Genomic DNA, 23,974 nt, shown 5'->3' on the forward strand with positions numbered 1-23,974 from the left:
ACAACGGTGTCATCCCGGACGAGCGCGCAGCGCGAAGATCCGGGACCGACGCCTGAACTCAGCGCTTCCGGCGGTCCCGGATCGGCGCCCGGCTTCGCCAGGCTTGTCCGGGATGACAGGCTTTCAGGGCCTGTGCGATGGCCCTGGGGTCGCCGGGGAAAGCGGATTTAGAGGCCGATCCCCGTCCAGGAAACGAACCGGCTTCCCCTCGCCGAAGACCCCGGATACGGTCCGCGCCAACGACAAGATTTGCTCCAAAGAGTGACAACGATGAAACGCCTGCTGCTCGCCACCGCCCTGTTCGCCGCGCCCATGCTGGCGCACGCCTCCGACGCGCCGAAGATCGACCCCGTCAACCTCGCCGCCCACATCAAAACCCTGTCGTCCGACGCCTTCGAGGGCCGCGGCCCCGCCACGGCCGGCGAGACCAAGACCGTCGCCTATATCGTCGAGCAGATGCAGGCCGCAGGCCTGGAGCCCGGCGGTGACCTGAAGGACGGCAAGCGCGCCTGGACCCAGGACGTGCCGCTGGGCATGTTCGAGATCAAGGGCCCGGTCAGCGCCCACATGATGGTCGGCAACAGCCACATCGCCCTGAACCAGGGCGAGCAGATCGCCATCCGCGCGGCCATGACCAATGTCGACAAGGTGTCGATCCAGAACGCCCCGATCGTCTTCGCCGGCTATGGCGTCAAGGCGCCGGAGCGCAACTGGGACGATTTCAAGGGCCTGGACGTCAAGGGCAAGATCGTCGTCGTGCTGATCAATGACCCGGACTTCGAGACCGGGTCCGGCGACTTCGGCGGCAAGGCCATGACCTATTACGGCCGCTGGACCTACAAGTTCGAGGAAGCCGCCCGCCTGGGCGCCGCCGGCCTGCTGATCGTGCATGAGACGGCCCCGGCCTCGTATGGCTGGGCCACGGTCAAGAACTCCAACACCAACACGATGTTCGACATCGTCCGCAAGGAGCCGAGCAAGTCGCATCCGGCCCTGGAAGGCTGGATCCAGCGCGACACCGCCGTCGAGCTGTTCAAGGCCGCGGGCCTGGATTTCGACGCCGCGAAGAAGGCGGCCCAGGGCCGCGACTTCAAGCCGGTGGAACTGAAGGGCGCGACCTTCTCGGCCAATTACGCGGTCGAGCCCAAGGTGATCGTGTCCAAGAACGTGGTCGGCAAGCTGACCGGCGCCAAGCGCCCCGACGAGACCGTGTTCTTCACCGGCCACTGGGACCACCTGGGCGTGGGCCTAGCCGACGCCAAGGGCGACACGATCTATAACGGCGCCGTCGACAACGCGACCGGCATCGCCGCCATGCTGGAAATGGGCCGGGTGTTCGCCAAGGGTCCGCGCCCGGATCGCAGCCTGATCTTCCTGGCCGTGACGGCCGAGGAAAAGGGTCTGCTGGGCTCGGAATACTACGCAGCCAATCCGCTGTATCCGCTGGCCAAGACCGTGGGTGTGCTCAACACCGACGCCCTGGACCCCGCCGGCCCAGCCAGGGACTTCACGATCTCGGGCAGCGCCAAGCTGGGTTTGCTGGATGACCTGATCGCCCACGGCAAGGCTGTGGGACGCACCTATACGCCTGACCCGGCCACGGAAGCCGGCTACTTCTACCGCTCGGACCACTTCCCCTTCGCCAAGCGCGGCGTGCCGGCCATCTCGTTCGGCTCGGGCGAGGATCTGGTCGAGGGCGGCGTGGCGGCCGGCAAGGCGTTTGCCGACGCCTATCGCATCAACGCCTATCACCAGCCCGCCGACGAGTGGAACGACGGCTGGCGTCTGGACGGCATGACCGCCGACATCAGCCTGATCCAGGGCCTGGGCGCGGATCTGGCCAACTCCACCCGCTGGCCCGAGTGGGGTGAGGGTTCGGAGTTCAAGGGCACGCGCGACGCCTCCAAGGCACAGCGCAAGTAGGCGACGCGCGGGGCGGTTTCGGTCTTCGGACCGCCCCCTCTTCCGCTCTCCCCGGCGAACGCCGGGGTCCAGATCGAACCCACGAGCGCCTGTAATTCGGTTCGGACCGCGGGCGCGATCACCCCAATCGCTCAGGCTGAATCTGGGCCCCGGCGTTCGCCGGGGAGAGCGGATTTTTGGGAGCGGGGCGATCCCGGAGAAATGTTCAAACCATCACCATGACAGCCTCGGTCTTCGACCTCTTCAAGCTCGGCGTCGGTCCGTCGAGCAGCCACACCATGGGCCCGATGACGGCGGCGGTGCTGTTCGTCGGCCGCCTGCGCGACAACGGCCAGCTGCCCGGCGTCGCCCGGGTCGAGATCCGGCTCTACGCCTCCCTGGCCCTGACAGGGCGCGGCCACGCCACCGACCGGGCGGTGATGCTGGGCCTGATGGGCTTTGTCCCGGCCGATCTCGATCCCGACGCCGGCGAGGCGGCCCTGCTGGAGACCCGCGCCACCCAGTCGCTGAAGCTGGGCGGCCAGATCGACATCGCCTTCGACGAGGCCCGCGACATCGTCTGGCTGGGCCATGAGCGCCTGCCCCAGCATCCCAACGGCTTGACCTTCGTCGCCCATGACAAGGCCGGCGCCGTGCTGGCCGAACGCACCTGGTTCTCGATCGGCGGCGGCTTCGTGCGCGACGAGTTCGAGATGGGCAGCAATGCGCCGCCCGAGGCCGGCCCTGAAATCCCCCACCCCTTCGAAAGCGGCGCCGACCTGCTGCAACGGGCTGCCGATGCGGGCCTGTCGATCGCCGGGGTCATGGGCGCCAACGAGCTGGCCCGGATGTCGCTGGACGACATGAACGCCGGCATCGACCGCATCTTCGCGGCCATGGAGGCCTGTATCGACCGGGGCATGCGCCAGGACGGCATCCTGCCCGGCGGACTGGATGTCAAACGCCGCGCCCGCCAGATCCACCAGACCATCCAGGGCCGCATGGAGCGCCAGATCAGCGACCCGCTGGCGGCCATGGACTTCGTCAATCTGTGGGCCATGGCGGTCAATGAAGAGAACGCCGCCGGCGGCCGGGTGGTCACCGCCCCGACCAATGGCGCGGCGGGGCTGGTGCCGGCCGTGCTGCGGTTCTTCGTGCGGTTCTACAACGGCACGCCCGAGCAGATCCGGGTGTTCCTGCTGACCGCCGCCGCCATCGGCGCGCTCTACAAGCGCAACGCTTCGATCAGCGGGGCCGAGGTCGGCTGCCAGGGCGAGGTGGGCGTCGCCTGCTCGATGGCCGCAGCCGGGCTCGCCGCGGCCTTGGGCGGCAGCAACGCCCAGATCGAGAACGCCGCCGAGATCGGCATGGAGCACAATCTGGGCCTGACCTGTGATCCCATCGGCGGCCTGGTGCAGATCCCCTGCATCGAGCGCAACGCCATGGGCGCCATCAAGGCCATCGACGCCGCCCGCCTGGCCCTGCTGGGCGACGGCCAGCACAGCGTCTCGCTCGACAAGGTGATCGCCACCATGAAGCGCACCGGCGAAGACATGAACGAGATCTACAAGGAAACCTCGATGGGCGGGCTGGCCGTGGGGCTGTCGGTCAACCGGGTGGAGTGCTGAGGTGAAGCGGCGCGGCGTCTGGATCGCCGTCGTGCTGCTGGCGCTGGCGGCGTTTCCGATCGGGCGCTGCACGCGGGAATGGCTCACGGTCGACGCTTGTTACGACGGTGGGGGCGTCTGGATCGAGCAGATCGGCAAATGTTCCCACGATCAGGCCGAGATCGATCGGTACAAGCCGCGCTGACCCACTCAGTCGCTCCGCGACAGCTCCCCCGGAGGGGGAGCATCTCGACACGTTAGATCCTCCCCCTCCGGGGGAGGTGGCCCAGAGGGCCGGAGGGGATCGTCGCCGAACTATACGGTCACCCTCTAGGTGCGGCCGCCTTCTTAGCGCGTTACCGGTGTGCACACCCGTCACCCGGTCTGGATCACCTCATGAACATCGTCATCTTCGAAGCCGAAGACTGGGAACGCGCCGCCGTCGACGGCCTGAGCCGCGACCACGCCGTGACCTGTGTGGCGGAGGTCGCCGGCCCCGGCTTCGCGCAGGCCGAGGTCGTCTCGACCTTCATCGACTCGCGCCTGGACGCAGCGGCCCTGGCGGCCTTCCCCAAGCTGCGCCTGATCGCCACCCGATCGACCGGCTATGACCATGTCGACCTGGACCATTGCCGCGAGCACGGGATCACGGTCTGCAACGTGCCCGACTATGGCGACCCCACCGTGGGCGAACACGCCTTCGCCCTGCTGCTGGCCCTGGCCCGCAAGCTTCCCCAGGCCGTCGAGCGCACCCGGCGCGGCGACTTCTCGCAGGGCGGGCTGCGGGGCTTTGACCTGGGCGGCAAGACCCTGGGCGTGGTCGGGACGGGCCAGATCGGCCGGCGGGTGATCAAGATCGCCAGGGGCTTCGACATGGATGTCATCGCCTTCGACATGCGGCCCGATCCGGCGGCGGCCAAGGCCCTGGGCTTCACCTATGTCCCGCTCGAGACCCTGATCGCCGCCTGCGATGTGCTGACCCTGCACATCCCCGGCGGCCCGGCCACCGAAGGCCTGATCGGCGCAGCCCAGTTTGCGGCGATGAAGCCCTCGGCCATATTGGTCAACACCGCGCGGGGCGGGGTGGTCGACGCCGAGGCCCTGCTCAACGCCCTCCAGACCGGTCAGATCGCCGGGGCGGCCCTGGACGTGCTGAGCCAGGAGCCCTGGCTGCGCGACGAGGCCCAGATCTTCCGCTCCGCAACCCCGCCCGCCGTCGAGGGCCTGCGCGCCCTGGTCGCCAGCCACGCCCTGCTGAAACTGCCCAATGTCATCGTCACGCCCCACGTGGCCTATGACACCCAGGAGGCGGTGGAACGGATCATGGCCGTGACCGTGGGCAATATCGAAGCCTTCACGTCAGGAACGCCCAGCAACGTGGTTCGCGGCTGACACCCCTTGCCGACCGCCTCGCGCCTCGCTTAGGGTGCGCAGCGGAACAGGAAGGGAACAGACATGTCCACAGGCGTCATCCGGGCCGGCATCGGCGGCTGGACCTTCGAGCCCTGGCGCGGCGTGTTCTATCCCGACACGGTCAAGCAGAAGGACGAGCTGAAATATGCTGCGTCCAACCTGACCAGCATCGAGATCAACGGCACCTACTATTCCACCTTCAAGCCCAACAGCTGGATGAAGTGGCGCGACGAGACGCCCGACGACTTCGTGTTTTCGGTCAAGGCCAGCCGCTACTGCACCAATCGCCGCGTGCTGTCGGAGAACAACGACTCGCTGGAGAAATTCCTGACCCAGGGGCTGGAAGAGCTGGGCCCCAAACTGGGCCCCATCAACTGGCAGTTCATGGCCACCAAGAAATTCGACCCCGTCGACTTCGAGGGCTTCCTCAAGCTGTTGCCCAAGGAGATCGGCGGCCGTCCTGCCCGCCACGCACTGGAAGTGCGCAGCCCCACCTTCCAGACCCAGGCCTTCTATGACCTGGCCGCAAAGTACGGCGCGGCCATCGTCTATGCCGTCGACGACGAGTCGCCCGACTGGCCCCGGATCGACGAGCCGACCGCCGACTTCACCTATGCCCGCCTGATGTGCAGCCGCGAGGACGAGCCCACCGGCATGACGTCCGAGGAACTGGACGGCGTGGTCGCCCAGACGCGCAACTGGGCCAAACGCGGCGACGTGTTCGCCTATTTCATCTCCGGGGCCAAGCTGCGCAATCCGGCGGCGGCGATGGCGCTGATCGAGAAGCTGAAAGGCTGACCCTTCTCCCCTTGCGGGAGAAGGTGTCGGCGCAGCCGACGGATGAGGGGTCGAAAGCCCTGTCGGAAAGGCCCGCGAGCCCCCTCACCCGACCCGCTGCGCGGGCCACCCTCCCCCGCAAGGGGAGAGGCAAACATGGTTAGCCAAACCTTAACCGCCGGGCCCTAGGCTCTGCCAATGCACCGCATCCTCGCCCTGCTGCTTGTGTCTCTCGCCCTGGCCTCGCCGGCCGGCGCCGACCAGAAGCCCGCGCCGAAAAAGGCCCCGCCGCCCGCCGTGGCCGCAGTCCCGCAGACCGCCCTGCAGCCTCTGATCCCGCTGGCGTCCAGCCGCCCGGGCGGCGACCCCGGCCAGTGCCGGGCCGCCTGCGCGCGGAGCTACTATTTCTGCAAGGCCGGCGACGACGACATCTGTCCAAGCCAGTGGGCCCAGTGCAATGCACGCTGCACGGCGACATACAGGCGGTCGGGGACCTAAGCCCCGCCCCCTATTCGTCCAGACAGACCCGGGCGATCTCGGCGCGCAGTTCCGGCATGCCCAGGCCCTTTTCCGACGAGGTAGCCAGAACGCGCGGGAAAGCCGCCGGGCGCTTGGCGATCGCCTTCACGGTCTCGGCGGTGACCTTCTCGACCTCGTGCGGCTTGATCTTGTCGGACTTGGTCAGGATGATCTGATAGGAGACCGCCGCCGTATCCAGGGCGTCGAGGGCTTCCTGGTCGACCTTCTTGAGGCCATGGCGGGCGTCGATCAGCAGATAGACACGGCGCAGGGTGGCCCGGCCGCGCAGATAGGCCCGGCCCAGGTCCTGGAACTTGCTGACCGTGGTCTTCGAGGCGCGCGCGAAGCCATAGCCCGGCAGGTCGACCAGGCGCAGCTTCTCGGCCAGCAGGAAGAAGTTGATCTCCCGCGTGCGGCCCGGCTCGTTGGAGGCGCGAGCCAGGTACTTCTGGCCGACCAGACCGTTGATCAGGCTGGACTTGCCGACATTGGAGCGGCCGGCGAAGCACACTTCCGGCGCGATCGGATGGGGCAGGCCGTCCATGTTGACGGCCCCCATCATGAAGGCCACCGGCTGGGCGAACAGCACGCGCGCCGCCTCGATCTCTTCCTCGGTGAAGACGGGACCGGGAGCGGGCGCGAAGTTGGGTTCGGTCATCAGGTCGCCACGGTGGGTTTGCCCTGGAAGCGGGCGATGATCTGGTCGATCGGGTTCTCGACCTTGTAGCGGCGCATGATGATGTACTGCTGGAAGATGGTCAGGACGTTGGACCAGCACCAGTAGATCACCAGACCCACGGCGAAGCCCGACAGGGTGAAGGTGAAGATCACCGGGAACCACTGGAAGATCTTCTGCTGGATCGGGTCGGCGGCCGGCGGGTTCATGGCCGTGGTCAGCCACATGGTCACGCCATACAGCAGCGGCCAGATGCCCAGGTGGGCGATCATGGCGCCGACCAGCGGCAGGGCGCCCGGATCATAGGGGATCAGGCCAAACAGGTTGAACAGGCTGGTGGGCTCGGGCGCCGAGAGATCGCGGATCCAGCCGAAGAACGGCGCATGCCGCATCTCGATGGTCACCGTCAGCACCTTGTACAGCGAGTAGAACACCGGGATCTGGATCAGCATGGGCAGGCAGCCCATCATCGGATTGATCTTCTCCTTGCCGTACAGCGCCATCATTTCCTGCTGCTGCTTGGTCGGATCGTCCTTGAACTTGGCCTTAAGCTTTTCGACCTCGGGGGCGATCTTCTTCATCTTGGCCATCGACTCGTAGCTCTTGTCCGCCAGCGGATAGAGCACGAGCTTGAGGGCCACGGTCAGCAGCAGGATGGCGACGCCGAAGTTGCCGACCCACTTGTAGAACATCTCCATGATATTGAAGATCGGGCGGGTGAAGAAGCTGAACATGCCCCAGTCGACGGCGTCGTCGAAGCGCGGCACCTCGGCCTTCTTGCCGTCCCAGAACTTCCACCAGGCCGGGGGCTCGCCGCCGAACTCGTACTGACGCAGCAGCGGCACGGTCTTGGCGCCGGCGAACAGGCGGGTGTTCTGGGTCAGGGTCTGGCCGGGGGCCAGGCTCTTGGCGGGGCCCACGAAATTGACGTCATAGATGTCGACGGCGCCGGCCTGGGTAACGCGGTACTGGGCGGTGACGTCCTGCGACTGATCCGGGATCAGGGCGGTCAGCCAGTACTTGTCGGTGATGCCGGCCCAGCCGCCCTTGGACGGGAAGGCTTCGAGCGGCTTGTCCTTCTTCCACTTGCCGTACTTGGATTGCTTCAGCTCGTGGCTCTTGCCGCCCTCGACGCCGAACACGCCGATGGCGCCTTCGTGGACGATCTGATTCTTGCCCAGGTCGGCCGGGATGCCCTGGCGCTGGACCGTGGCGTAGGGGGCCAGGGACAGGGTCTGGGCGCCCTGGTTGCGGACGGTGTCGGCGACGGTGAACATGGCGTCGGCGTCGACCGAGAGGGTGCGGGTGAAGACCAGGCCCTGGCCGTTGTCATAGGTCATGACGACCGGCGAGGTCGGGGTCAGGGTCTGGCCCGGCGCGGTGGTCCACACGGTGCGGCTGTCGGGCAGGCCCGGCAGGTTGGCGCCGGCCCAGCCGAAATCAGCGAACCAGGCGTGCTCAGCGCCCTCGGGGCGGAACAGTTCGACCGGCGGCGAATCCTTCTTGGCCGTCTGGGCGTAGTTCTTCAGCCACAGGTCATCGATGCGGCCGCCCTTCAGCGAGATCGAACCCGACAGGGCCGGCGTATTGACGGCGACGCGCGGGCTCTGGGCCTTGGCGGCGTCACGCGACAGCTTCAGCGGCGCAGGACGACCATCGGGGCCGAGCACCACGCCAGGCTGGGTCGCGGCCATCCGGGCCTCGGCGGCCTTCTTGGCCAGCAACTCGGCGTCGGCCTTCTTCTGCTGCGGACCCAGGATGAAGAACTGGTACCCGATCAGGATCGCGAACGCGCTGACGATGAACATCAACGTGTTTTTGTTGTCGTTCTGCATGGATGACTTAACCGGAAACGGAGGGATCGGGCGCGCCTGGGTTAGCAGGTTGAGCGTCAGAAGACGGGTCTTTAGGAAGATCAGCGGATTGAGCCAGCCTGGCCCGAGCCTCCGCGCGATCATGTTCGGCCGCGAGGCTTATCAGCGCGGTTTTCACATCGTCAAGCAAACGCCCCCATTCGCGGGTGCGGGTGCCGCCGCGCGCGATGAATACATAGTCGTACATGGGGCGGCCATGAAGGGGTAACAACAGCCTTGCGGCCTCGCGCAGGCGGCGCTTGGCGCGATTGCGCTCGACCGAGCCGCCGACCTTCTTGGTGGCGGTGAATCCCACGCGGATCAGGGGATCATCGTCGAGTCGGGCGCGCATCTGCATGAACACCGCGCCGCGCGACAGGGCGGGCGCCTTGGCGGCTTTCAGGAAATCGGGGCGCTTTTTCAGGCGCTCGATCTTCACCGCATCTGCGGGCTGGATCGCGGTCATGAAAAAAGCCGCCCTTTCCGGCGAAAACCTGAGGTCAGGCTCTGGGAAAAGGCGGCTTGTATCATGGTCTGTGCTTCCCGCCGAAGCGGGAGAAAGAACGGGGTGAGCCGTTCTTAGGCCGTCAGGCGCTTACGGCCCTTGGCGCGGCGACGCGCAACGATTTTTTGGCCGTTCTTGGTGGCCATACGTGCGCGGTAGCCGTGACGGCGGGCTCGCACGAGCTTCGACGGCTGGAATGTCCGCTTCACGAGGTGGCTCCGATAATAATGGGACGCAAGGGCCGCAAGGCCTCCGCGAGTGAGGGGCGGTGGATAAGGGAAGGGGCGACGGCTGTCAACCTGAGTCGGCCGCTGAAACTGTCATCCCGGCCAAGCGAAGCGCCGAGCCGGGATGAGAGCTTTCAAGGAACAATCACCGCCTTGCCCACCACCTTGCGCTCGGCCAGCAGATCAAACGCCTCACGCCAGCGCTCAAGCGGCAGCTGGGCATGCACATGCGGCGAGATCACCCCCTCATTGGCCATGCGCCACACCGCCTCGCCGTTCTCTCGGCCCTTCTCGGGGAACTGCCGGCCGTACTCGCCGGCCCGCACGCCCATGACCGAGAAGCCCTTGATCAGCGGCATATTGACCGAGACCGTCGGGATCCGCCCCGAGGTGAAGCCGATCACCAGCAGCCGGCCGTCAAAGGCGATGCAGCGCACGCTCTCGTCGAACACGTCGCCGCCCACGGGGTCATAGATGATGTCGGCCCCGCGCCCGCCGGTGATGGCTTTCACCTGATCGCGAAAGCCGCCGGTGACGTTGACGACAGCGTCAGGCGCATACAGCGCCTGGATGGCCGCCAGCTTGTCGTCAGAGGCCGAGGCCGCGATCACCCGCGCGCCCAGGGCCTTGGCCAGGTCCACCGCCGCCAGACCCACCCCGCCGGCCGCGCCGTGCACCAGCACCCAGTCGCCCGGCTCGATCCGCGCCCGGCGCACCAGGGCGACATAGGCGGTCAGATAGGCCGCGCCATAGGCGGCCGCCTGCGCGAACGACAGCCGCTCGGGCTTGGGCTTCAGGGCCTCGGCCGAGACCACCGCATATTGCGCGAAGGCCCCCAGCCGCGCGCCGCCGACCACCGCGTCACCGACGGAGAAGCCCGAGACCCCCTGCCCCAGCGCCGCGACCTCGCCGGCCAGGTCCAGGCCCGGGGTGAAGGGCGTGGGCGGCTTGAACTGGTATTCACCGCGGGTCATCAGCAGGTCGGGGAAGTTGACGCTGGCGGCCTTGACCTCGACCAGCACCTCGCCGGGACCGGGCGTCGGCGTGGCGACCTCGCGGACCGCGCAGCCGGCGTAGTCGGGGGCCAGGCTCTCGACGACCAGGGCGCGCATGGTGGAGCTCATCGGCACTCTCTTACCCCGCTCTTCCCGGCGAAGGCCGGGATCCAGATCGAACCCAGAGCGGTCGGCGCGCCTATCTCAGTCCGAAGGCGCGTCATCCCCAGCTTCTCTGGGTGAATCTGGGCCCCGGCTTTCGCCGGGGAGAGCGGATGTTTGTGGGGGTTTAGTGTGGAATTATCCGGACTATCCGGTCTCCGCCCGTCCTACTTATCGGGCCCCGCCACGAGCGCCTCGCGCACCAGCCGCGCCACCTCGCGGCAGGCCGCGTCGGCCGCCGGCACCGCCCCGGTAAAGGCCGTAAAGCCATGGGCCAGGCTGTCATAGCAGCGATAGGTCACCGGCACCCCAGCGGCCTGCAGGCGCTTGGCATAGGCCTCGCCCTGGTCGACCAGGGGGTCGAAGCCGGCGGTGATCACCACGGCCGGCGCCAGGCCCGCGAGATCGGCCGCCTTGTTGGGCGACAGGCGTGGGTCGGCCGGATCGGCGTCGGGGCCCATATAGTGACCCATGAACCAGTCCATGATCGGCCGGCTTAGCGGATAGGCGTCGGCATAGGTGGTCATCGAGGCCGTCTCGCTGGCCACGTCGACGGCGGGATAGATCAGCAGCTGCAGGGCCGGCTGGGCCTCGCCCGTGCGCTGCATCTCCTGGGCGATGATGGCGGCGAAGTTGCCGCCCATCGAATCGCCGCCGATGGCCGCCGTGCCCGGCCGCGCGCCGAAACGGGCGGCGTTGTCGCGGCCCCAGCGATAGGCGGCCAGCACGTCGTCCAGACCGGCCGGGAAGCGGTGATCGGGCGCCAGGCGATAGTCGACCGACAGCACCGCCGTCCGGGCGAGCTTGGCCAGGATACCGCAGAAGGCGTGGCAGGTTTCCAGATCGCCGATCACCCCGCCGCCGAAATGGGCGAAGACGATCAGGGGGGCGTCGGCGTCCTGCTCGGCCGGGCGATAGGCGCGCAGCGGAAGCTGCCCACCCGGCCCTTCAATCGACAGGCTTTCCGTCCGCACGCCGGGCTCCGGCGGCCCCGACACTGCGCCCAGGCCCTTGGCGCTGGCCTCGCGCGCCACGTCGGGCGGCAGGGTCGTCATCGACGGCATCTTCTGGGCGGTGTGGGCGAAGAACTGGAAGCGCGGGTCCAGGGTGCGGCCGCCGCGATAGACCACCCCGCCCCCGGACATGGCCCGCAGAATCGGGCTGGGCAGGGACAGGATGGTCTTCAGAATGAACTTCTGGACGGCGGCGTCAGCCATGCGAGCTCCGGGTAAGGGACTAGAGTTTGGGAAGGGCGGGAAGGCCGCCGAGGATCAGTTTGACGGCAAAGTCAGCGGCGCCGGCCGTATCGACCGGACGGCGCTCCAGCATCTTGTCGCTGACTTCGCGCGCCACGGCGATGCAGGCGGCGGTCAGATAGTCCAGGTCGACAGCCGGCGCGTGCTCAAGCTCCAGAACCTTGGCGAAGCCTTCGCGCACCTGGTCGAACACCGCCACGATCTCGGGCGTGGCCCGAGCTTGGGGGATCGGTTCGCCTGCGGGCCGATTCAGGCGCCAGGTCTCCTGCTCGGTGGCGACGAAGACGAAATACGCGGTGATCGCACCGCGCAGGAACGACTCGAAGTCGACGGCCTTCTCGACCTCGACCCGCAGCAGCGGCCGGAAGCGGCGCGCGCCGTCGTCGGCCAGGGCGTCGAACACTTCCTCTTTGGACTTGTAGTAGTTGTAGAAGGTGCCCGAGGCCAAACCCGTGCGGCGGATGATGTCGCGCACCGTGGCGGCGTCATAACCCAGCTCGCCGAACACTTCCCGCGCCGCATCGAGTATGGCCTGACGATTGGCGACCTTGGTGCGTTCGCGCTTGCCGGGCCGATCGTCCACAACCGGGGCCTTGGGGAAATAGGCGATATTCGACATCAAACGCGACTCAGGAACGAGGCGATCGTGACGCCCCGTCATGATTTGAGCCTCATTCCGCCGCATGGGGCAAGACTTTCGCCGCGCGCGGACGATCGGCATGCTGTTCCTTCCCTGGCGTCGTCACGTCATGCCCAGACTGATCACCGTTCAGGGATGATGCGCCTGGCGGGCCGGAGGTCAATGCTGACGCTGGGGGAGCCAACACACCCCGCTCTCCCCGGCGAAGGCCGGGGCCCAGATTCAGCCTGAGCGTCTGGGGATGACGCGCCTTCTGCCTCAGCCAAGCCCGTCCATCTCCAGGGGTTCGATCTGGGCCCCGGCCTTCGCCGGGGAGAGCGGAGTCTAGAAGGGCTTCGTCGGCTGCTCCAGCTCATAGACCGCGTCGGTGACGCTCTCGATCTTCTTGGCGAACAGCGCCTGGGCGTCGTGGAGACCCTGATTGTAATAGTAGGGCCCCAGCCGCTCGGTGATGAAGTCGAGCAGGAACTGGGCGTCGAAGCCTTTGACCTCCAGATCCAGCTCGTCCCTCAGATATCGCGACAGGCCGTCGGTCAGCTTGGCGCGGGTGTCCTTGTCGAGGTCGATCTTGGGCATTTTTCGGGGTTCCAGCTCTACTTCCCCTATCCCTTACCTTGTCATCCCGGCCGCAGCGAAGCGGAGAGCCGGGACCCAGGGGCAACCGCACTGCGCCGGCCCCTGGGTCCCGGGTCGGCTACGCCGCCCGGGATGACAGGTTTGGTCAGGCGACGACGGCCTGAACGGAAGCCGTCTCAGCCCGCGCCGCCACCGGCAGCCGGTTGCCCGCCGCCCGCGCCCGCTTCTCGCCCTTTGCGATCTCCTTCTTCAGGTCCGCGCAATAGACGTTGAAATCCACCTGAATCGTGTGTCGCGCCGAGGCGTAGAACTGGCCCAGATGCCGCTCTTCATCCCTGGCGGTGATCCTGACCATCTCGTCGGCCGACGGCGGCGCATAGGTCCCCGCCAGATAGCCCGCCGCCAGCTTGGCCTGCTGCTCGGCGAAGTTCACCAGGGTGGGCAGGGGCTGGGCCAGACCCATGAAGAACAGGTTGGGGACATCCGGCTTCATCATCCGCTTGAACAGCGGAAAGCGGTGATCCGGGCCCGGGACCAGGTCCGGATCGTCGAAGAACGGGAAGCTGATCTTGTAGCCGGTGGCGAAGACGATGGCGTCGACCTGTTCCACGCTGCCGTCGGCGAACCGCACATTGGGCCCCTCCAGCGCCGCGATGGCCGGCTTGAACTTGATGTCGCCGCAGCCGGCCCGGGTCAGGAACTCGCCCGAGACCGAGGGGTGGGCCTCCAGCGGCTCGTGATCGGGCTTGGGCAGGCCGTAGTCTTCCATTCGGCCGATGGACTTTTTCAGCACTTTGCGGGTCAGGGCCAGGCCCAACTTGCGCGGCATCCAGGCCGGCAGGGCGGACTTGTCGGCCGGCTTGCCGTTCAGATATTTCGGAAACACCCAGACCCCGCGCCGGGCCGAGACCCAAAGGTTTTTGGCGATCGGGCGTTGGGCCAGCTCGCTGGCGATATCCATGGCCGAATTGCCCATGCCCACCACCACGACGTTCTTGCCGCGCATGTCGACGGGGTCGAACGGGTCGCTATAGGCGTGGGCGTGGAAGGCGGGGCCGTCGAACTCGCCCGGATAGTCAGGGATGCGCGGGTCCCAGTGGTGGCCGTTGCAGACGAACAGCACGTCGTAGAGTCGCGTCTCGCCGCTTGCCAGCGTCACCGCCCACAGGCCGTCGTCGGTGCGGCGGGCGGTCTCCACCTTCGTGTTGAAGGTGATGGTCTCGCGCAGGCCGAAATGGGCGACATAGTCCTTGAAGTACTGCAGCAGCTGGGCGTGATGCGGAAAGTCGGGCCATTCTGCCGGGACCGGGAAATCCTCGAAGGCCAGGCGCCACTTGGAAGTGTCGATGTGCAGGCTCTCGTAGCAGGCCGACAGTCCGTTGGGGTTCTTGAAGTACCAGTTGCCGCCGATGTCATCGGACATCTCGAAGCAGTCATAGGGAACGCCCACGTCCTTGAGCCGCTTGGCCGTGGTGAAGCCGCTACAGCCCGCGCCGATGATGCACGCCTTGGGAAGCTTGCCCGTCATGTCCCGCCCCTGACTTATCGTTGTTCAGTAAAGCGTATCAGCGTTATTCCGGCCGTCAAACGGCTCCCCTGCGTCAAGGACGCTCCACAGCCGCGTGCGGTGGGATTAATCCTCCGCTAGGGTCTGGCGTTCGACACCCACGATCCCATTTGCCCCGACTCGATGCGCATACGAAGGCCAAGACCATGCACCGCCACGAACTGAAGACCTGGCCGCAGTATTTCGCCGCTGTCCGCTCGGGCAAGAAGCGCTTCGAGATCCGCCGCAATGACCGCGACTTCTCGGTCGGCGACATCCTGGTGCTGCGCGAATTCGATCCGGAAAGTGAAGTTTATACAGGCCAGACCGAAGAGCGTCAGATTACATTTGTACTTTCGGAAGAGGACTACGGCGTCATCCACGGCTTCGTGGCCCTGGGCTTTGGCGAGGTCATGCCCCATGCCGACGCCTCGCCCGAGGGCCGGCTGACCGCCGACCAGCTGGCGACCTGGCACGAGACCCAGGCCTCGAACGCCACCCTGCGCGCTCAGGACGCCCGCCGGGTCTCGGCCAGCTACGCCGCCCCCACCACCGGCCGGGCGGCCATGAGCGTCGCGGCTGACCGCCACGCGGGCGTCGCCGCCGCCGCCGAGGCCGAGGCTGGCTTCCACGCCGCCGCCGCCCTGATCGTGCGCAAGGCCTAGGGCCACGAAAAAGCCGCCGCCCGCATGAGCGGACGGCGGCTTTTCGAAACCAGAAGGCTGGAAGCGCTTAGGCCGCTTCGCGGATGACCGCCGGGAACACGTCGTTCATGCGCAGATAGGTGATCAGGCGGTTTTCCATCGAGATGATCGCCTGGATGAAGCGCAGTTCCTCGACGCCCAGGTCCGGAGCCGGCTGCAGGTGGTCGCGCGACACGGTGAAGGTCTCGCTGACCGCGTCCACCAGGATGCCGGCCAGGCGGTCCTGGCACTCGACGACCACGATCACGTGGCGGGTCTCGGGAACGGTGAAGCCCAGGCCCAGGCGGTTGCGCAGGTCGATGACCGGCATGATCGCGCCGCGCAGGTTGATGACGCCGCGCAGATAGGACGGGGCGTGCGGGATCGGCGTCGCCGGAGTCCAGCCGCGGATTTCGCGGACGGTCTTCACGTCGATGCAGAACTCCTGCTCACCGATGCAGAAGGAGATCAGTTCCAGGGCCGGCTCGGCGGATTGGTCGGTCATATCGATTTCCCCGGGATCGTCAGATCAGGCGTGCCTCCGGTTCGCGTATTCGGCGCGCTCCAGACCACGGTGCTACTTGACCCGATCCGCCCTTTAACAACGGTTAACGGTGACGCCAATCCAGCGCGCTGGATTGTCGCAATCGTCCAATCCGGCATGCCGCGCCCTGCATCAGGGCTCTGACAGGCCCTCATCGCCGTCGTCCGACAGGTTGAACTCGTACCAGACGCCGTTGAGCACGCCGAAGGCGACGGCCAGGCCCAGGCCCAGGATCCACGCGAAATACCACATCGTCTCGTCTCCCTAATACAGGTCGGGGTTGGTAGTCAGGGCGCCCGTCGTGCTGCGTCCCCACAGAACCTTGTAGACCCAGGCGGTGTAGAGCAGGACCAGCGGCAGGAAGATCACCGTGACGATCAGCATGATGAACAGCGTCAGATGGCTGGACGAGGCGTTCCACGCCGTCAGGCTGGAGCGCGGGTCGACGCTGCTGGGCAGGATGAACGGGAACATCGACAGGCCGACGGTCGAAATGATCCCCAGGGTCGCGAGCGTCGATCCGGAGAACGACAGCGCCGCCTTGTCTGATCTCAGGCCCAGGAGGGCCAGCGCGGCGCCGGCAAAGCCCAGCACCGGCGCCAGGACCATCCATCCATGGCGGGCATAGTTGTCCAGCCAGGCCCCGGGGGCTGCCACCACGACGGTGCGCAGCGGGTTGGACGGGCCGGCCGCGTCGGTCAGGCCCTCGAGCCGGAAGCCCATGCCCCCGAAAGCGACATAGAAGCCGCCCGCGGCGAACAGCACGATGCTGGCCAGGCCGGCGATCTCGCCAAAGCGGCGAGCGCGTTCGGTGACCGGCCCCACCTCGGCCTTGACGGTCAGCCAGGCCGCGCCGTGCAGCACCAGCATCGAGACCGACAGCAGCCCGCACAGCAGGGCGAAGGGCGAGAACAGGCCCAGGAGCGAGCCGAGATATGAGATGCGCAGATCGCTGTCGAAGCGGAAGGGCGCGCCCTGCAGGACGTTGCCGACCGCCACGCCGAACACCAGCACCGGCACGAAGCCGCCGGTGAACAGCGCCCAGTCCCAGAACGACCGCCAGCGTGGGTCGTGCCGCTTGGAGCGATACTTGAAGCCGACCGGCCGCAGGATCATCGCCGCCAGCACCAGGAACATGGCGAGGTAGAAGCCCGAGAAACTGACCGCATAGACGAGCGGCCAGGCCGCGAAGATCGCGCCGCCACCCAGGATGAACCACACCTGATTGCCTTCCCAGGTGGCCCCGACGGTGTTGATCACCATGCGGCGCTCCTGGTCGGTCTTCGCGACGAAGGGCAAGAGCGCGCCGACCCCCATGTCAAAGCCGTCGGTGAGGGCGAAGCCGATAAGCAGGACGCCCATCAGCGCCCACCAGATGACCCGCAGGGTCGCGTAGTCGATTGGAAGTTCCATGACGGTCATTCCTCAGGCGACGGCCGGTTCGCCGGCGGAGGAAGCGGCGAACGCCTCCTGCTCGGCGAAGGGGCCCTTCTTGATGTGACGCAGGATCAGCCCGACCTCGACCACCGCCAGGGCGCCGTACAGCAGGGTGAAGGCGATGATGGTGGTCCACAGCTGGGCGACGCTCAGGCTGGAGGCGCCCAGGAAGGTGGGCAACACGCCCTCCACCGCCCAGGGCTGGCGACCGACTTCGGCCAGGATCCAGCCCAGCTCGGTGGCGATCCAGGGCAGCGGGATGGCGCAGACGGCCAGGACCAGGAACCATTTGCTCTGGTGCTTGCGCAGGGTGACCAGCACGAAGGCGGTGGCGAACAGGGCGATCATCAGCAGGCCCGTGCCCGCCATGATCCGGAACGCCCAGAACATCACCGGCACATTGGGCACGGTGTCCCACGAGGCCTTCCTGATGGTCGCGGCGTCGGCCATGCGCGGATCGGAGACATAGCGCTTGAGCAGCAGGCCATAACCCAGGTCGCGGCGATGCAGCTCAAAGGTGGCGCGGGCGGCCATGTCCTTGGGATTGACCTTCAGCGCTTCGACCGCGCCATAGGCGACGACACCGGACTCGATACGGTCCTCGGCGGTGGCGACCAGCTCGAAGATGCCCGCCACCGGCGTGTCGATGCTGCGCGTGGCGATCAGGCCCAGCACATAGGGAATCTTGACCTCGTAGTGGGTCTGGCGGTCCTTGAGGCTGGGAATGCCAAAGGCGGTCAGGCCGGCCGGGGCAGGTTCGGTCTCCCACATGGCCTCCAGCGCGGCCAGCTTCATTTTCTGGTTGTCGGTCAGGGCGTAGCCGCTCTCGTCGCCCAGCACGACGACCGACAGGGACGAGGCCAGGCCGAAGGCGGCGGCGACCGTCATCGAGCGCTTGGCGACGCCGATGTGCTTGCCCTTCAGCAGGTACCAGGCCGAGACCCCCAGCACGAAGACGGCGGCGATGGTGTAGCCCGCGCTGACGGTATGGACGAACTTGGCCTGGGCCACCGGGTTGAACAGCACCGCGCGGAAGTCGGTGACCTCCATGCGCATGGTGTCGGAATTGAACGCCGCGCCCACGGGATTTTGCATCCAGCCGTTGGCGACCAGTATCCAGAGGGCCGAGAAGTTGGTGCCGATGGCGACCATGAAGGTCACGAACAGATGGCCCACGCGGGACAGCTTGTCCCAGCCGAAGAACATCAGGCCGACGAAGGTGGCTTCCAGGAAGAAGGCCATCAGGCCCTCGATCGCCAGCGGCGCACCGAAGATATCGCCGACATAATGTGAGTAGTAGGACCAGTTCATGCCGAACTGGAATTCCATGGTCAGGCCCGTAGCCACGCCCAGGACGAAGTTGATACCGAACAACCCGGCCCAGAACCGCGTGACGGTTCGCCAGATTGGACGCTTGGTCATCACGTAGATGCTCTCCATGATGACGAGCATGAACGAGAGCCCCAAGGTCAGAGGCACGAACAGGAAGTGGTACAGCGCGGTCAGCGCGAACTGCAGCCTCGAGAGATCGACGACGGCGGGGTCCATACACAGCTCCGAAACGGACGGCGAATGATCGCGCCGACCGAGAGCACTGCCCTAGGCCGGTCCGGCCGCGCAGACCTTGATCCAGATCAAGGCCGGCGGTCGCCGGCAAACTACACTGAACCCATGCAAGCTCGTCCAGCGCTTATCGCTGGCCCCTCCCAGGTCGCGACAAGATTGAAGGACCTCGCAAGGGCCGGCGCAGCCCCCCTGCGCCGCGCGCGCGCTCTGGTCCTGCTGGATGGGGCGGCGGCGACCGCCTTCGCTGCGGCACTGGCCTGCGCCGTCGATGCCCTGGCCACCGGGCGCGACTTCCAGGGATGGCTGGCCCTGCTGGCCGTCGCCATGATCGCACGCGGTGTCATGGCCAAGCTGGCCGGTGAAGCCGGCGCCAGGGCCGCCGCCCTGGTCAAGACCGCCGCCCGCAGCGATGCCGCCACCGCCCTGATGGCCCGCAAGCCTGGCGGCGCGATGTCGAGCGGGGATGCGACCACCGCCCTGGTCGAAGGGGTCGAGGCGCTGGACGGCCATGTCTCACGTTTCCTCCCGGCCCGGTTCGCGGCGGCCGCCACGCCGCTGGCCCTGATCGCCGTCGCCGCCATCGCCAGCCCGATCGCCGCCGGCATTCTGCTGGGGGCCCTGGTTCCCTTCATCATCGCCATGGCCCTGGCGGGCACGGCGGCCGCCGCCGAATCCCGCGCCCAGTTCGTGGCGCTGGAGCGTCTGTCGGGCCTGTTCCTCGACCGGGTGCGCGCCCTGCCCGTGGTGCTGGCCTTCCAGGCGGAGAGCCGGATCACGCGCGACCTGGCCCGCTCCGCCGACGAGCTGGCGACCCGCACCATCCGCGTCCTGCGGGTAGCCTTCTTCTCGTCGGGCGCACTGGAATTCTTCGCCGCCCTGTCTGTGGCGCTGGTGGCGGTCTATTGCGGCTTCAACCTGCTGCGCCTCCTGCCCTTCCCGGTTCCGGAGCAGCTGGACCTCAAGCGCGCCTTCTTCGTGCTGGCCCTGGCGCCGGAGGTCTATCTGCCCATGCGCCGCCTGGCCGCCGCCTATCACGACCGTCAGGCCGCTGAGGCCGCGACCGCCAGCCTGATCGCCCTGCCCTGTCCGCAGCCTCGCCCGGCCGCGCCGATCCTGACCGCGCCGCCCGTGATCCGGTTCAGCGGTGTGAGCGTCCACTATCCCGAAGCTGACGCGCCGGCGTTGCGAGACTTCAACCTGGAGGTCCCGGCAGGCAGGATCGTCGCCCTGCTGGGTCCCAGCGGCTCGGGCAAGACCTCGCTGCTGAACCTGCTGCTCGACCTGGCGCCGTTAAGCGCCGGCGCGGTGCTGATCGACGGCCGCCCCCTGGCCGAGCTCGGCGCGCTGTCGGGCCAGATCGCCTGGGCCGGTCAGCATCCGCTGATCACGCCGGGCTCCATAGCCGATAACATCGCCCTGGCCCACCGCGACGCGACCCGCCAGCAGATCGAAGCCGCCGCCCAGCGCGTCGGCCTGGCCGGCGCCCTGGCCATGCGGGCCGGCGGCCTGGACGCCTGGCTGGATGAACGCGGCGGCGGACTGTCGGGCGGCGAGCGCCGGCGGCTGTCCCTGGCCCGCGCCATCCTCAAGCCCGCGCCGATCCTGCTGATGGACGAGCCCACCGCCAATCTCGACGCCGCCGCCGAGGCCGACCTGCTGGCCGACCTCCGCGAGGCCGCCGTGGGTCGCACCACCCTGATCGCCACGCACTCGCAGGCCGTCGCCGACCTGGCCGACCATGTGGTGAGACTGACATGAGCGCCTCGCCGCTTCAGGCCCTGATCCGCGCCCAGCGCCGCCGGCACGCCGAAGGCCTGATGCTGGCCGCCGCCTGCGCCGCCGTGGTTGGGGGTTCCTCCACCCTGCTGCTGGGACTGTCGGGCTGGTTCATCACCGCCTCCGCCCTGGCGGGACTGGCGGGCCTGGCCAGCGCCCAGGCCTTCAATGTGCTGCTGCCCAGCGCCGCCATCCGACTGCTGGCCATCCTGCGCACCGGCGCGCGCTATGGCGAACGCCTCAGCGCCCACGCGGCCGCCCTTCGATCACTCGCCGCGATCCGGCCCGTGCTGTTTTCCGCGCTCGCCGCCGCCCCGCCCGCCGCCGCCCTGGCCCTTTCCGGCGGCGAGGCTTCGGCCCGGCTGGTGCAGGATGTCGACGCGGTCGAGACAAGGTTCGTGCGGCTGTCGGCCCCTTGGGGCGCAGGCGCCGCCGTCGCCGCGGGGGTGGCGCTGGGCGCACTGTCGGGCTGGACGACGGCCCTTGCGATCCTGCTGTCAGCCGCCGCCGCGATCCTGTTGGCCCGCGCCCTGGCCCGCTGCTTCTCCGCCCCCGCCGGTCGGGACATCCAGACCCGCATGGGCGCGCTGAAGGACGTCGCCGCCAGTCTGTCCGCCGCCGCGCCCGAACTTCGCGCCTATGGCCTGGAAACCTGGGCCGGCGAGATTCTGGCGACGCAGGGTGAGGCCGTGGACCATGCCCGACTGCGCGCCGCCCGGGCCCGGGGCTGGATCGCCTTCTCGCAGGCCGCGATCCTGGGTCTGGCGGTCGTCATCGCCGTGGTCCTGGCCGTCCCGGCCGGCCCTGCGCTGGCGGCGCTGGCGGGTCTGGCGGCCGCCATGGCCATAGAGGGCGTCGCCGGCCTGGCCGCCGCCTTCGACCAGGATGGCGCCGCCAATCAGGCGGCCGACCGGCTGGACGCCGTGCTGCAATACGCGCCGATGGCGGCGGCCGCGCCCAGCCTGTCGACGCCCGGCCTGCGACTGCTGGACCAGGACTTCGCACCGGGAGACCGCATCGCGATCACCGGGCCGTCGGGCGCCGGCAAGACGACCCTGCTTGAACGCCTGGTGGCCCTGCGCCCCTGCGCGCCCGGAACCATCAGGCTGGGCGGCGCGGATCTGGCCGATCTCGCCCCTTCGGCAGTCCGCGCGGCCTTCGCCCTGGCGCCTCAGGACGCGGCCCTGATCGCCGGCACGGTGGCCGACAACCTGCGACTGGCCGCGCCGGACGTGTCTAACGATGAGATGTGGGAAGCCCTGCGCGACGCCGCCCTGGACGAGCGCATCCGCTCGGCGCCGGCCGGGCTGAACGCCTGGCTGGGCGACAATGGCGAACGCCTCTCGGGCGGCGAACGGCGGCGACTGTCCCTGGCCCGCGCCCTCCTGCGACCCGCGCCGTGGCTGTTACTGGACGAGCCGACCGAGGGGCTGGACGCCGCCACAGAGGCCGTGGTGCTGGACCGGCTGGCCGCGCGGCTGGACCGCACAGGCCAGGGCGTGGTGCTGGTCAGCCACCGGCCCGCGCCGCTGGCGATCTGTGGGCGGACGCTGAACCTGTCAGCCCCTCAGTCCTAGTCCCGATTGGCGTGGATATAGACGCCAAGCAAAACCACGGCGAAGGTCGTGAACGCGACGACGACCAGTGAAAGATATGCGATTTGTCCGTCAGACATGAAGGCTCTCCCTGTCCTGAAATCGCCAACGTCGCCGGAGCGCGGGCCGCACGCCTTGACCTCGATCAAAGGCCCGGAGCGGCCGGCTGGCGAAGACGCCTCGCGAAGATCCGCCCCTCGGCTATAAGGACCAAAGGCGCTTCCCGCGCGACAGAGACACGACATGAAGGCGGTCCGGCCGACCCCCTATCCCCTGTTCAGCGACCCGCGCCCCGGCCCCTATATCGTGGCCGCCGTGGCGATTGCGGCGACCCTCGTGCTGCGGCTGTCGCTGGGCGAGGCGTTCACGGCGGCCTCGTCCTTCCTGCTGTTCATTCCCGCCGTCCTGGTCAGCGCGGCCCTGGGCGGACTGATCTGCGGCCTGTTCGCCACGGTCTGCGCCAGCGTGGCGGTCGGGCTGGTGACCCAGGACGACGCACCGACCCTGGTCGGGGCGCTGAGCAGCGTGATCTTCCTGATTGTCGGCATGGGCATGGCCATCGGCGGCGGCTGGTTCCACGCGGCGCGGCGGCGGGCGGCGGCGACCAACGCCCACCTGCAGTCGATCCTCGACACCGTGCCCGACGCCGTGGTGGTGATCGACCGTGAGGGGATGATGACCTCGTTCAGCCCCGCCGCCGAGCGCCTGTTCGGCTGGACGGCCGCCGAGGCCATCGGCCAGAACGTCAACCTGCTGATGCCGGGCCCCCACCGTCAGGCCCACAATGGCTTTCTGCACCGCTACACCCAGACCGGCGAGAAGCGGATCATCGGCGTGGGTCGCGTGGTGGTGGGCGAGCGCAGGGATGGCTCGACCTTTCCGATGGAGTTGGCGGTCGGCGAGACCAAGGGTCCCCGCCCCTCGTTCACGGGCTTCATCCGCGACCTGACCGATCGCCAGCAGACCGAGACCCGCCTGCAGGAGCTGCAGAATGAGCTGGTCCACGTCTCGCGCCTGACGGCGGTGGGCGAAATGGCCTCGGCCCTGGCCCACGAGCTGAACCAGCCGCTATCGGCCATCGCCAACCTGCTGACCGGTTCGCGCCGGCTGATGGATCGCGGCCGCCCCGCCGATCAGGCCAAGGTGCGCGACGCCATCGACCGCGCCGCCGCCCAGGCCCTGCGCGCCGGCGATGTGATCCACAAGATGCGCGACTTCGTGCGGCGCGGCGCCAGCGAGCGCGAGGTCGAGAGCCTGTCCAAGCTGGTCGAGGAGGCCAGCGCCCTGGCCCTGATCGGCGAAAAGGAACGTCAGGTCGATGTGCGCCTTTCGCTGGACGCCCAGGCCGATCAGGTGTTCGCCGACCGGGTGCAGATCCAGCAGGTGCTGCTGAACCTGATCCGCAACGGCATCGACGCTATGGAAAGCCTGCCGCGCCGCGAACTGGTCATCGCCAGCGACCTGACCGAGGAGGGCTGGGCCCGGGTCAGCGTCGCCGACAGCGGCGTCGGAATCACCGACGCGGTGCGCGAAAAGCTTTTCCAGCCTTTCATGACCACCAAGCCCCAGGGTATGGGCGTTGGGCTTTCCATCTCGCGCTCGATCATTGAGGCGCACGGCGGGCGGATCTGGGCCGAGCCCAATCCGGGCGGCGGAACCATCTTCCGCTTCACCCTGCCACCGGCCGACCAGGAGGACGACATCCATGACTGACGCCCC

General features: G+C 67.9%; 22 protein-coding genes and 2 pseudogenes. 11 read left to right on the forward strand and 13 right to left on the reverse strand.

Going from position 1 to position 23,974, the window contains the following annotated elements:
• Positions 1-270 precede the first annotated feature (270 nt).
• The 6 genes from ACN2C7_RS16475 (at position 271) to ACN2C7_RS16500 (ending at position 6,197) form a co-directional block, all read left to right on the forward strand.
• The gene (locus ACN2C7_RS16475; protein ID WP_419318339.1) at positions 271-1,923 is read left to right on the forward strand and encodes a M28 family metallopeptidase; all 1,653 of its coding nucleotides are present in this window, start codon (positions 271-273) and stop codon (positions 1,921-1,923) included.
• A gap of 218 nt (positions 1,924-2,141) precedes the next feature.
• Positions 2,142-3,530, forward strand: a complete 1,389-nt coding sequence (locus ACN2C7_RS16480; protein ID WP_419318341.1) for an L-serine ammonia-lyase — start codon at positions 2,142-2,144, stop codon at positions 3,528-3,530.
• A 1-nt stretch (position 3,531) separates the two neighbouring features.
• Positions 3,532-3,714, forward strand: a complete 183-nt coding sequence (locus tag ACN2C7_RS16485; protein ID WP_419318343.1) for a hypothetical protein — start codon at positions 3,532-3,534, stop codon at positions 3,712-3,714.
• Between the two features lie 191 nt (positions 3,715-3,905).
• Positions 3,906-4,901 (forward strand): hydroxyacid dehydrogenase, encoded by a 996-nt coding sequence (locus ACN2C7_RS16490; protein WP_419318344.1) that lies wholly within the window; start codon positions 3,906-3,908, stop codon positions 4,899-4,901.
• A gap of 63 nt (positions 4,902-4,964) precedes the next feature.
• Positions 4,965-5,720: a DUF72 domain-containing protein gene (locus ACN2C7_RS16495; RefSeq protein ID WP_419318346.1), complete on the forward strand. Its 756-nt coding sequence runs from the start codon at positions 4,965-4,967 to the stop codon at positions 5,718-5,720.
• 177 nt (positions 5,721-5,897) lie between these two features.
• Entirely contained in the window at positions 5,898-6,197 is a 300-nt protein-coding gene (locus tag ACN2C7_RS16500) for a hypothetical protein (protein ID WP_419318348.1), read from the forward strand.
• A gap of 10 nt (positions 6,198-6,207) precedes the next feature.
• On the opposite strand, the gene yihA is transcribed toward ACN2C7_RS16500, so the two are convergent.
• The 8 genes and pseudogenes from yihA to ACN2C7_RS16540 all read right to left on the reverse strand — a co-directional run bounded on the left by yihA (position 6,208) and on the right by ACN2C7_RS16540 (position 13,108).
• On the reverse strand, positions 6,208-6,876 hold the full coding sequence (gene yihA / locus ACN2C7_RS16505; protein ID WP_419318350.1) for a ribosome biogenesis GTP-binding protein YihA/YsxC: 669 nt from the start codon (positions 6,874-6,876) through the stop codon (positions 6,208-6,210).
• The gene (gene yidC / locus ACN2C7_RS16510) at positions 6,876-8,729 is read right to left on the reverse strand and encodes a membrane protein insertase YidC (protein WP_419318352.1); all 1,854 of its coding nucleotides are present in this window, start codon (positions 8,727-8,729) and stop codon (positions 6,876-6,878) included. The genes yihA and yidC overlap by 1 nt, the downstream gene beginning before the upstream one ends.
• Positions 8,730-8,736: 7 nt before the next feature.
• Positions 8,737-9,213, reverse strand: a complete 477-nt coding sequence (rnpA, locus tag ACN2C7_RS16515) for a ribonuclease P protein component (RefSeq protein ID WP_419318354.1) — start codon at positions 9,211-9,213, stop codon at positions 8,737-8,739.
• A 113-nt stretch (positions 9,214-9,326) separates the two neighbouring features.
• Positions 9,327-9,461, reverse strand: a complete 135-nt coding sequence (rpmH, locus tag ACN2C7_RS16520; RefSeq protein WP_012284717.1) for a 50S ribosomal protein L34 — start codon at positions 9,459-9,461, stop codon at positions 9,327-9,329.
• 152 nt (positions 9,462-9,613) lie between these two features.
• The gene (locus tag ACN2C7_RS16525) at positions 9,614-10,603 is read right to left on the reverse strand and encodes an NADPH:quinone oxidoreductase family protein (RefSeq protein WP_419318356.1); all 990 of its coding nucleotides are present in this window, start codon (positions 10,601-10,603) and stop codon (positions 9,614-9,616) included.
• A gap of 200 nt (positions 10,604-10,803) precedes the next feature.
• Positions 10,804-11,862 (reverse strand): annotated as a pseudogene (locus ACN2C7_RS16530) (alpha/beta hydrolase); the annotation flags it as partial.
• Between the two features lie 10 nt (positions 11,863-11,872).
• Positions 11,873-12,511, reverse strand: a complete 639-nt coding sequence (locus ACN2C7_RS16535; RefSeq protein ID WP_419318358.1) for a TetR/AcrR family transcriptional regulator — start codon at positions 12,509-12,511, stop codon at positions 11,873-11,875.
• A 345-nt stretch (positions 12,512-12,856) separates the two neighbouring features.
• Entirely contained in the window at positions 12,857-13,108 is a 252-nt protein-coding gene (locus ACN2C7_RS16540; RefSeq protein ID WP_419318360.1) for a DUF2164 domain-containing protein, read from the reverse strand.
• Between the two features lie 39 nt (positions 13,109-13,147).
• Here ACN2C7_RS16540 and ACN2C7_RS16545 point away from each other — a divergent pair.
• Positions 13,148-13,228: pseudogene (locus ACN2C7_RS16545) on the forward strand (hypothetical protein); the annotation flags it as partial.
• A gap of 25 nt (positions 13,229-13,253) precedes the next feature.
• Here ACN2C7_RS16545 and ACN2C7_RS16550 read toward each other — a convergent pair.
• Complete coding sequence (locus ACN2C7_RS16550; RefSeq protein WP_419318362.1) at positions 13,254-14,636, reverse strand: flavin-containing monooxygenase; 1,383 nt, start codon at positions 14,634-14,636, stop codon at positions 13,254-13,256.
• Between the two features lie 185 nt (positions 14,637-14,821).
• Between ACN2C7_RS16550 and ACN2C7_RS16555 the strand changes: the two genes are divergently transcribed.
• Complete coding sequence (locus ACN2C7_RS16555) at positions 14,822-15,319, forward strand: ASCH/PUA domain-containing protein (protein WP_419318363.1); 498 nt, start codon at positions 14,822-14,824, stop codon at positions 15,317-15,319.
• A 67-nt stretch (positions 15,320-15,386) separates the two neighbouring features.
• On the opposite strand, the gene ACN2C7_RS16560 is transcribed toward ACN2C7_RS16555, so the two are convergent.
• From ACN2C7_RS16560 to ACN2C7_RS16575, 4 genes are all read right to left on the reverse strand, one after another.
• Positions 15,387-15,842, reverse strand: coding sequence for a chemotaxis protein CheW (locus tag ACN2C7_RS16560; protein ID WP_419318365.1), 456 nt, complete (start codon positions 15,840-15,842; stop codon positions 15,387-15,389).
• Positions 15,843-16,013: 171 nt separating this feature from the next.
• On the reverse strand, positions 16,014-16,133 hold the full coding sequence (gene cydX / locus ACN2C7_RS16565; protein ID WP_419252411.1) for a cytochrome bd-I oxidase subunit CydX: 120 nt from the start codon (positions 16,131-16,133) through the stop codon (positions 16,014-16,016).
• Between the two features lie 12 nt (positions 16,134-16,145).
• Positions 16,146-17,294 carry a cytochrome d ubiquinol oxidase subunit II gene (cydB, locus tag ACN2C7_RS16570; RefSeq protein ID WP_419318367.1) on the reverse strand — a complete coding sequence of 383 codons (1,149 nt, stop codon included), beginning with the start codon at positions 17,292-17,294 and terminating at the stop codon, positions 16,146-16,148.
• Between the two features lie 12 nt (positions 17,295-17,306).
• On the reverse strand, positions 17,307-18,866 hold the full coding sequence (locus ACN2C7_RS16575; RefSeq protein WP_419318369.1) for a cytochrome ubiquinol oxidase subunit I: 1,560 nt from the start codon (positions 18,864-18,866) through the stop codon (positions 17,307-17,309).
• A gap of 123 nt (positions 18,867-18,989) precedes the next feature.
• Between ACN2C7_RS16575 and cydD the strand changes: the two genes are divergently transcribed.
• From cydD to ACN2C7_RS16590, 3 genes are all read left to right on the forward strand, one after another.
• A complete protein-coding gene (gene cydD, locus ACN2C7_RS16580) occupies positions 18,990-20,642 on the forward strand; it encodes a thiol reductant ABC exporter subunit CydD (protein ID WP_419318371.1) in 1,653 nt (550 codons plus the stop codon).
• Complete coding sequence (locus ACN2C7_RS16585; RefSeq protein WP_419318373.1) at positions 20,639-22,237, forward strand: amino acid ABC transporter ATP-binding/permease protein; 1,599 nt, start codon at positions 20,639-20,641, stop codon at positions 22,235-22,237. Before cydD ends, ACN2C7_RS16585 begins: the two co-directional genes overlap by 4 nt.
• A 261-nt stretch (positions 22,238-22,498) precedes the next feature.
• Positions 22,499-23,968: a PAS domain S-box protein gene (locus ACN2C7_RS16590; protein ID WP_419318375.1), complete on the forward strand. Its 1,470-nt coding sequence runs from the start codon at positions 22,499-22,501 to the stop codon at positions 23,966-23,968.
• Positions 23,969-23,974 lie beyond the last annotated feature (6 nt).

This window comes from Caulobacter sp. ErkDOM-E (assembly GCF_048541895.1).
Classification (GTDB): domain Bacteria; phylum Pseudomonadota; class Alphaproteobacteria; order Caulobacterales; family Caulobacteraceae; genus Caulobacter.

Coding starts and splice junctions, on each gene's coding strand:
- ACN2C7_RS16475 (WP_419318339.1), top strand. CDS start 271: ATGAAACGCCTGCTGCTCGCCACCGCCCTGTTCGCCGCGCCCATGCTG.
- ACN2C7_RS16480 (WP_419318341.1), top strand. CDS start 2,142: ATGACAGCCTCGGTCTTCGACCTCTTCAAGCTCGGCGTCGGTCCGTCG.
- ACN2C7_RS16490 (WP_419318344.1), top strand. CDS start 3,906: ATGAACATCGTCATCTTCGAAGCCGAAGACTGGGAACGCGCCGCCGTC.
- ACN2C7_RS16495 (WP_419318346.1), top strand. CDS start 4,965: ATGTCCACAGGCGTCATCCGGGCCGGCATCGGCGGCTGGACCTTCGAG.
- ACN2C7_RS16500 (WP_419318348.1), top strand. CDS start 5,898: ATGCACCGCATCCTCGCCCTGCTGCTTGTGTCTCTCGCCCTGGCCTCG.
- yihA (WP_419318350.1), bottom strand. CDS start 6,876: ATGACCGAACCCAACTTCGCGCCCGCTCCCGGTCCCGTCTTCACCGAG.
- yidC (WP_419318352.1), bottom strand. CDS start 8,729: ATGCAGAACGACAACAAAAACACGTTGATGTTCATCGTCAGCGCGTTC.
- rnpA (WP_419318354.1), bottom strand. CDS start 9,213: ATGACCGCGATCCAGCCCGCAGATGCGGTGAAGATCGAGCGCCTGAAA.
- ACN2C7_RS16525 (WP_419318356.1), bottom strand. CDS start 10,603: ATGAGCTCCACCATGCGCGCCCTGGTCGTCGAGAGCCTGGCCCCCGAC.
- ACN2C7_RS16535 (WP_419318358.1), bottom strand. CDS start 12,511: ATGTCGAATATCGCCTATTTCCCCAAGGCCCCGGTTGTGGACGATCGG.
- ACN2C7_RS16540 (WP_419318360.1), bottom strand. CDS start 13,108: ATGCCCAAGATCGACCTCGACAAGGACACCCGCGCCAAGCTGACCGAC.
- ACN2C7_RS16550 (WP_419318362.1), bottom strand. CDS start 14,636: ATGACGGGCAAGCTTCCCAAGGCGTGCATCATCGGCGCGGGCTGTAGC.
- ACN2C7_RS16555 (WP_419318363.1), top strand. CDS start 14,822: ATGCACCGCCACGAACTGAAGACCTGGCCGCAGTATTTCGCCGCTGTC.
- ACN2C7_RS16560 (WP_419318365.1), bottom strand. CDS start 15,842: ATGACCGACCAATCCGCCGAGCCGGCCCTGGAACTGATCTCCTTCTGC.
- cydX (WP_419252411.1), bottom strand. CDS start 16,133: ATGTGGTATTTCGCGTGGATCCTGGGCCTGGGCCTGGCCGTCGCCTTC.
- cydB (WP_419318367.1), bottom strand. CDS start 17,294: ATGGAACTTCCAATCGACTACGCGACCCTGCGGGTCATCTGGTGGGCG.
- ACN2C7_RS16575 (WP_419318369.1), bottom strand. CDS start 18,866: ATGGACCCCGCCGTCGTCGATCTCTCGAGGCTGCAGTTCGCGCTGACC.
- cydD (WP_419318371.1), top strand. CDS start 18,990: ATGCAAGCTCGTCCAGCGCTTATCGCTGGCCCCTCCCAGGTCGCGACA.
- ACN2C7_RS16585 (WP_419318373.1), top strand. CDS start 20,639: ATGAGCGCCTCGCCGCTTCAGGCCCTGATCCGCGCCCAGCGCCGCCGG.
- ACN2C7_RS16590 (WP_419318375.1), top strand. CDS start 22,499: ATGAAGGCGGTCCGGCCGACCCCCTATCCCCTGTTCAGCGACCCGCGC.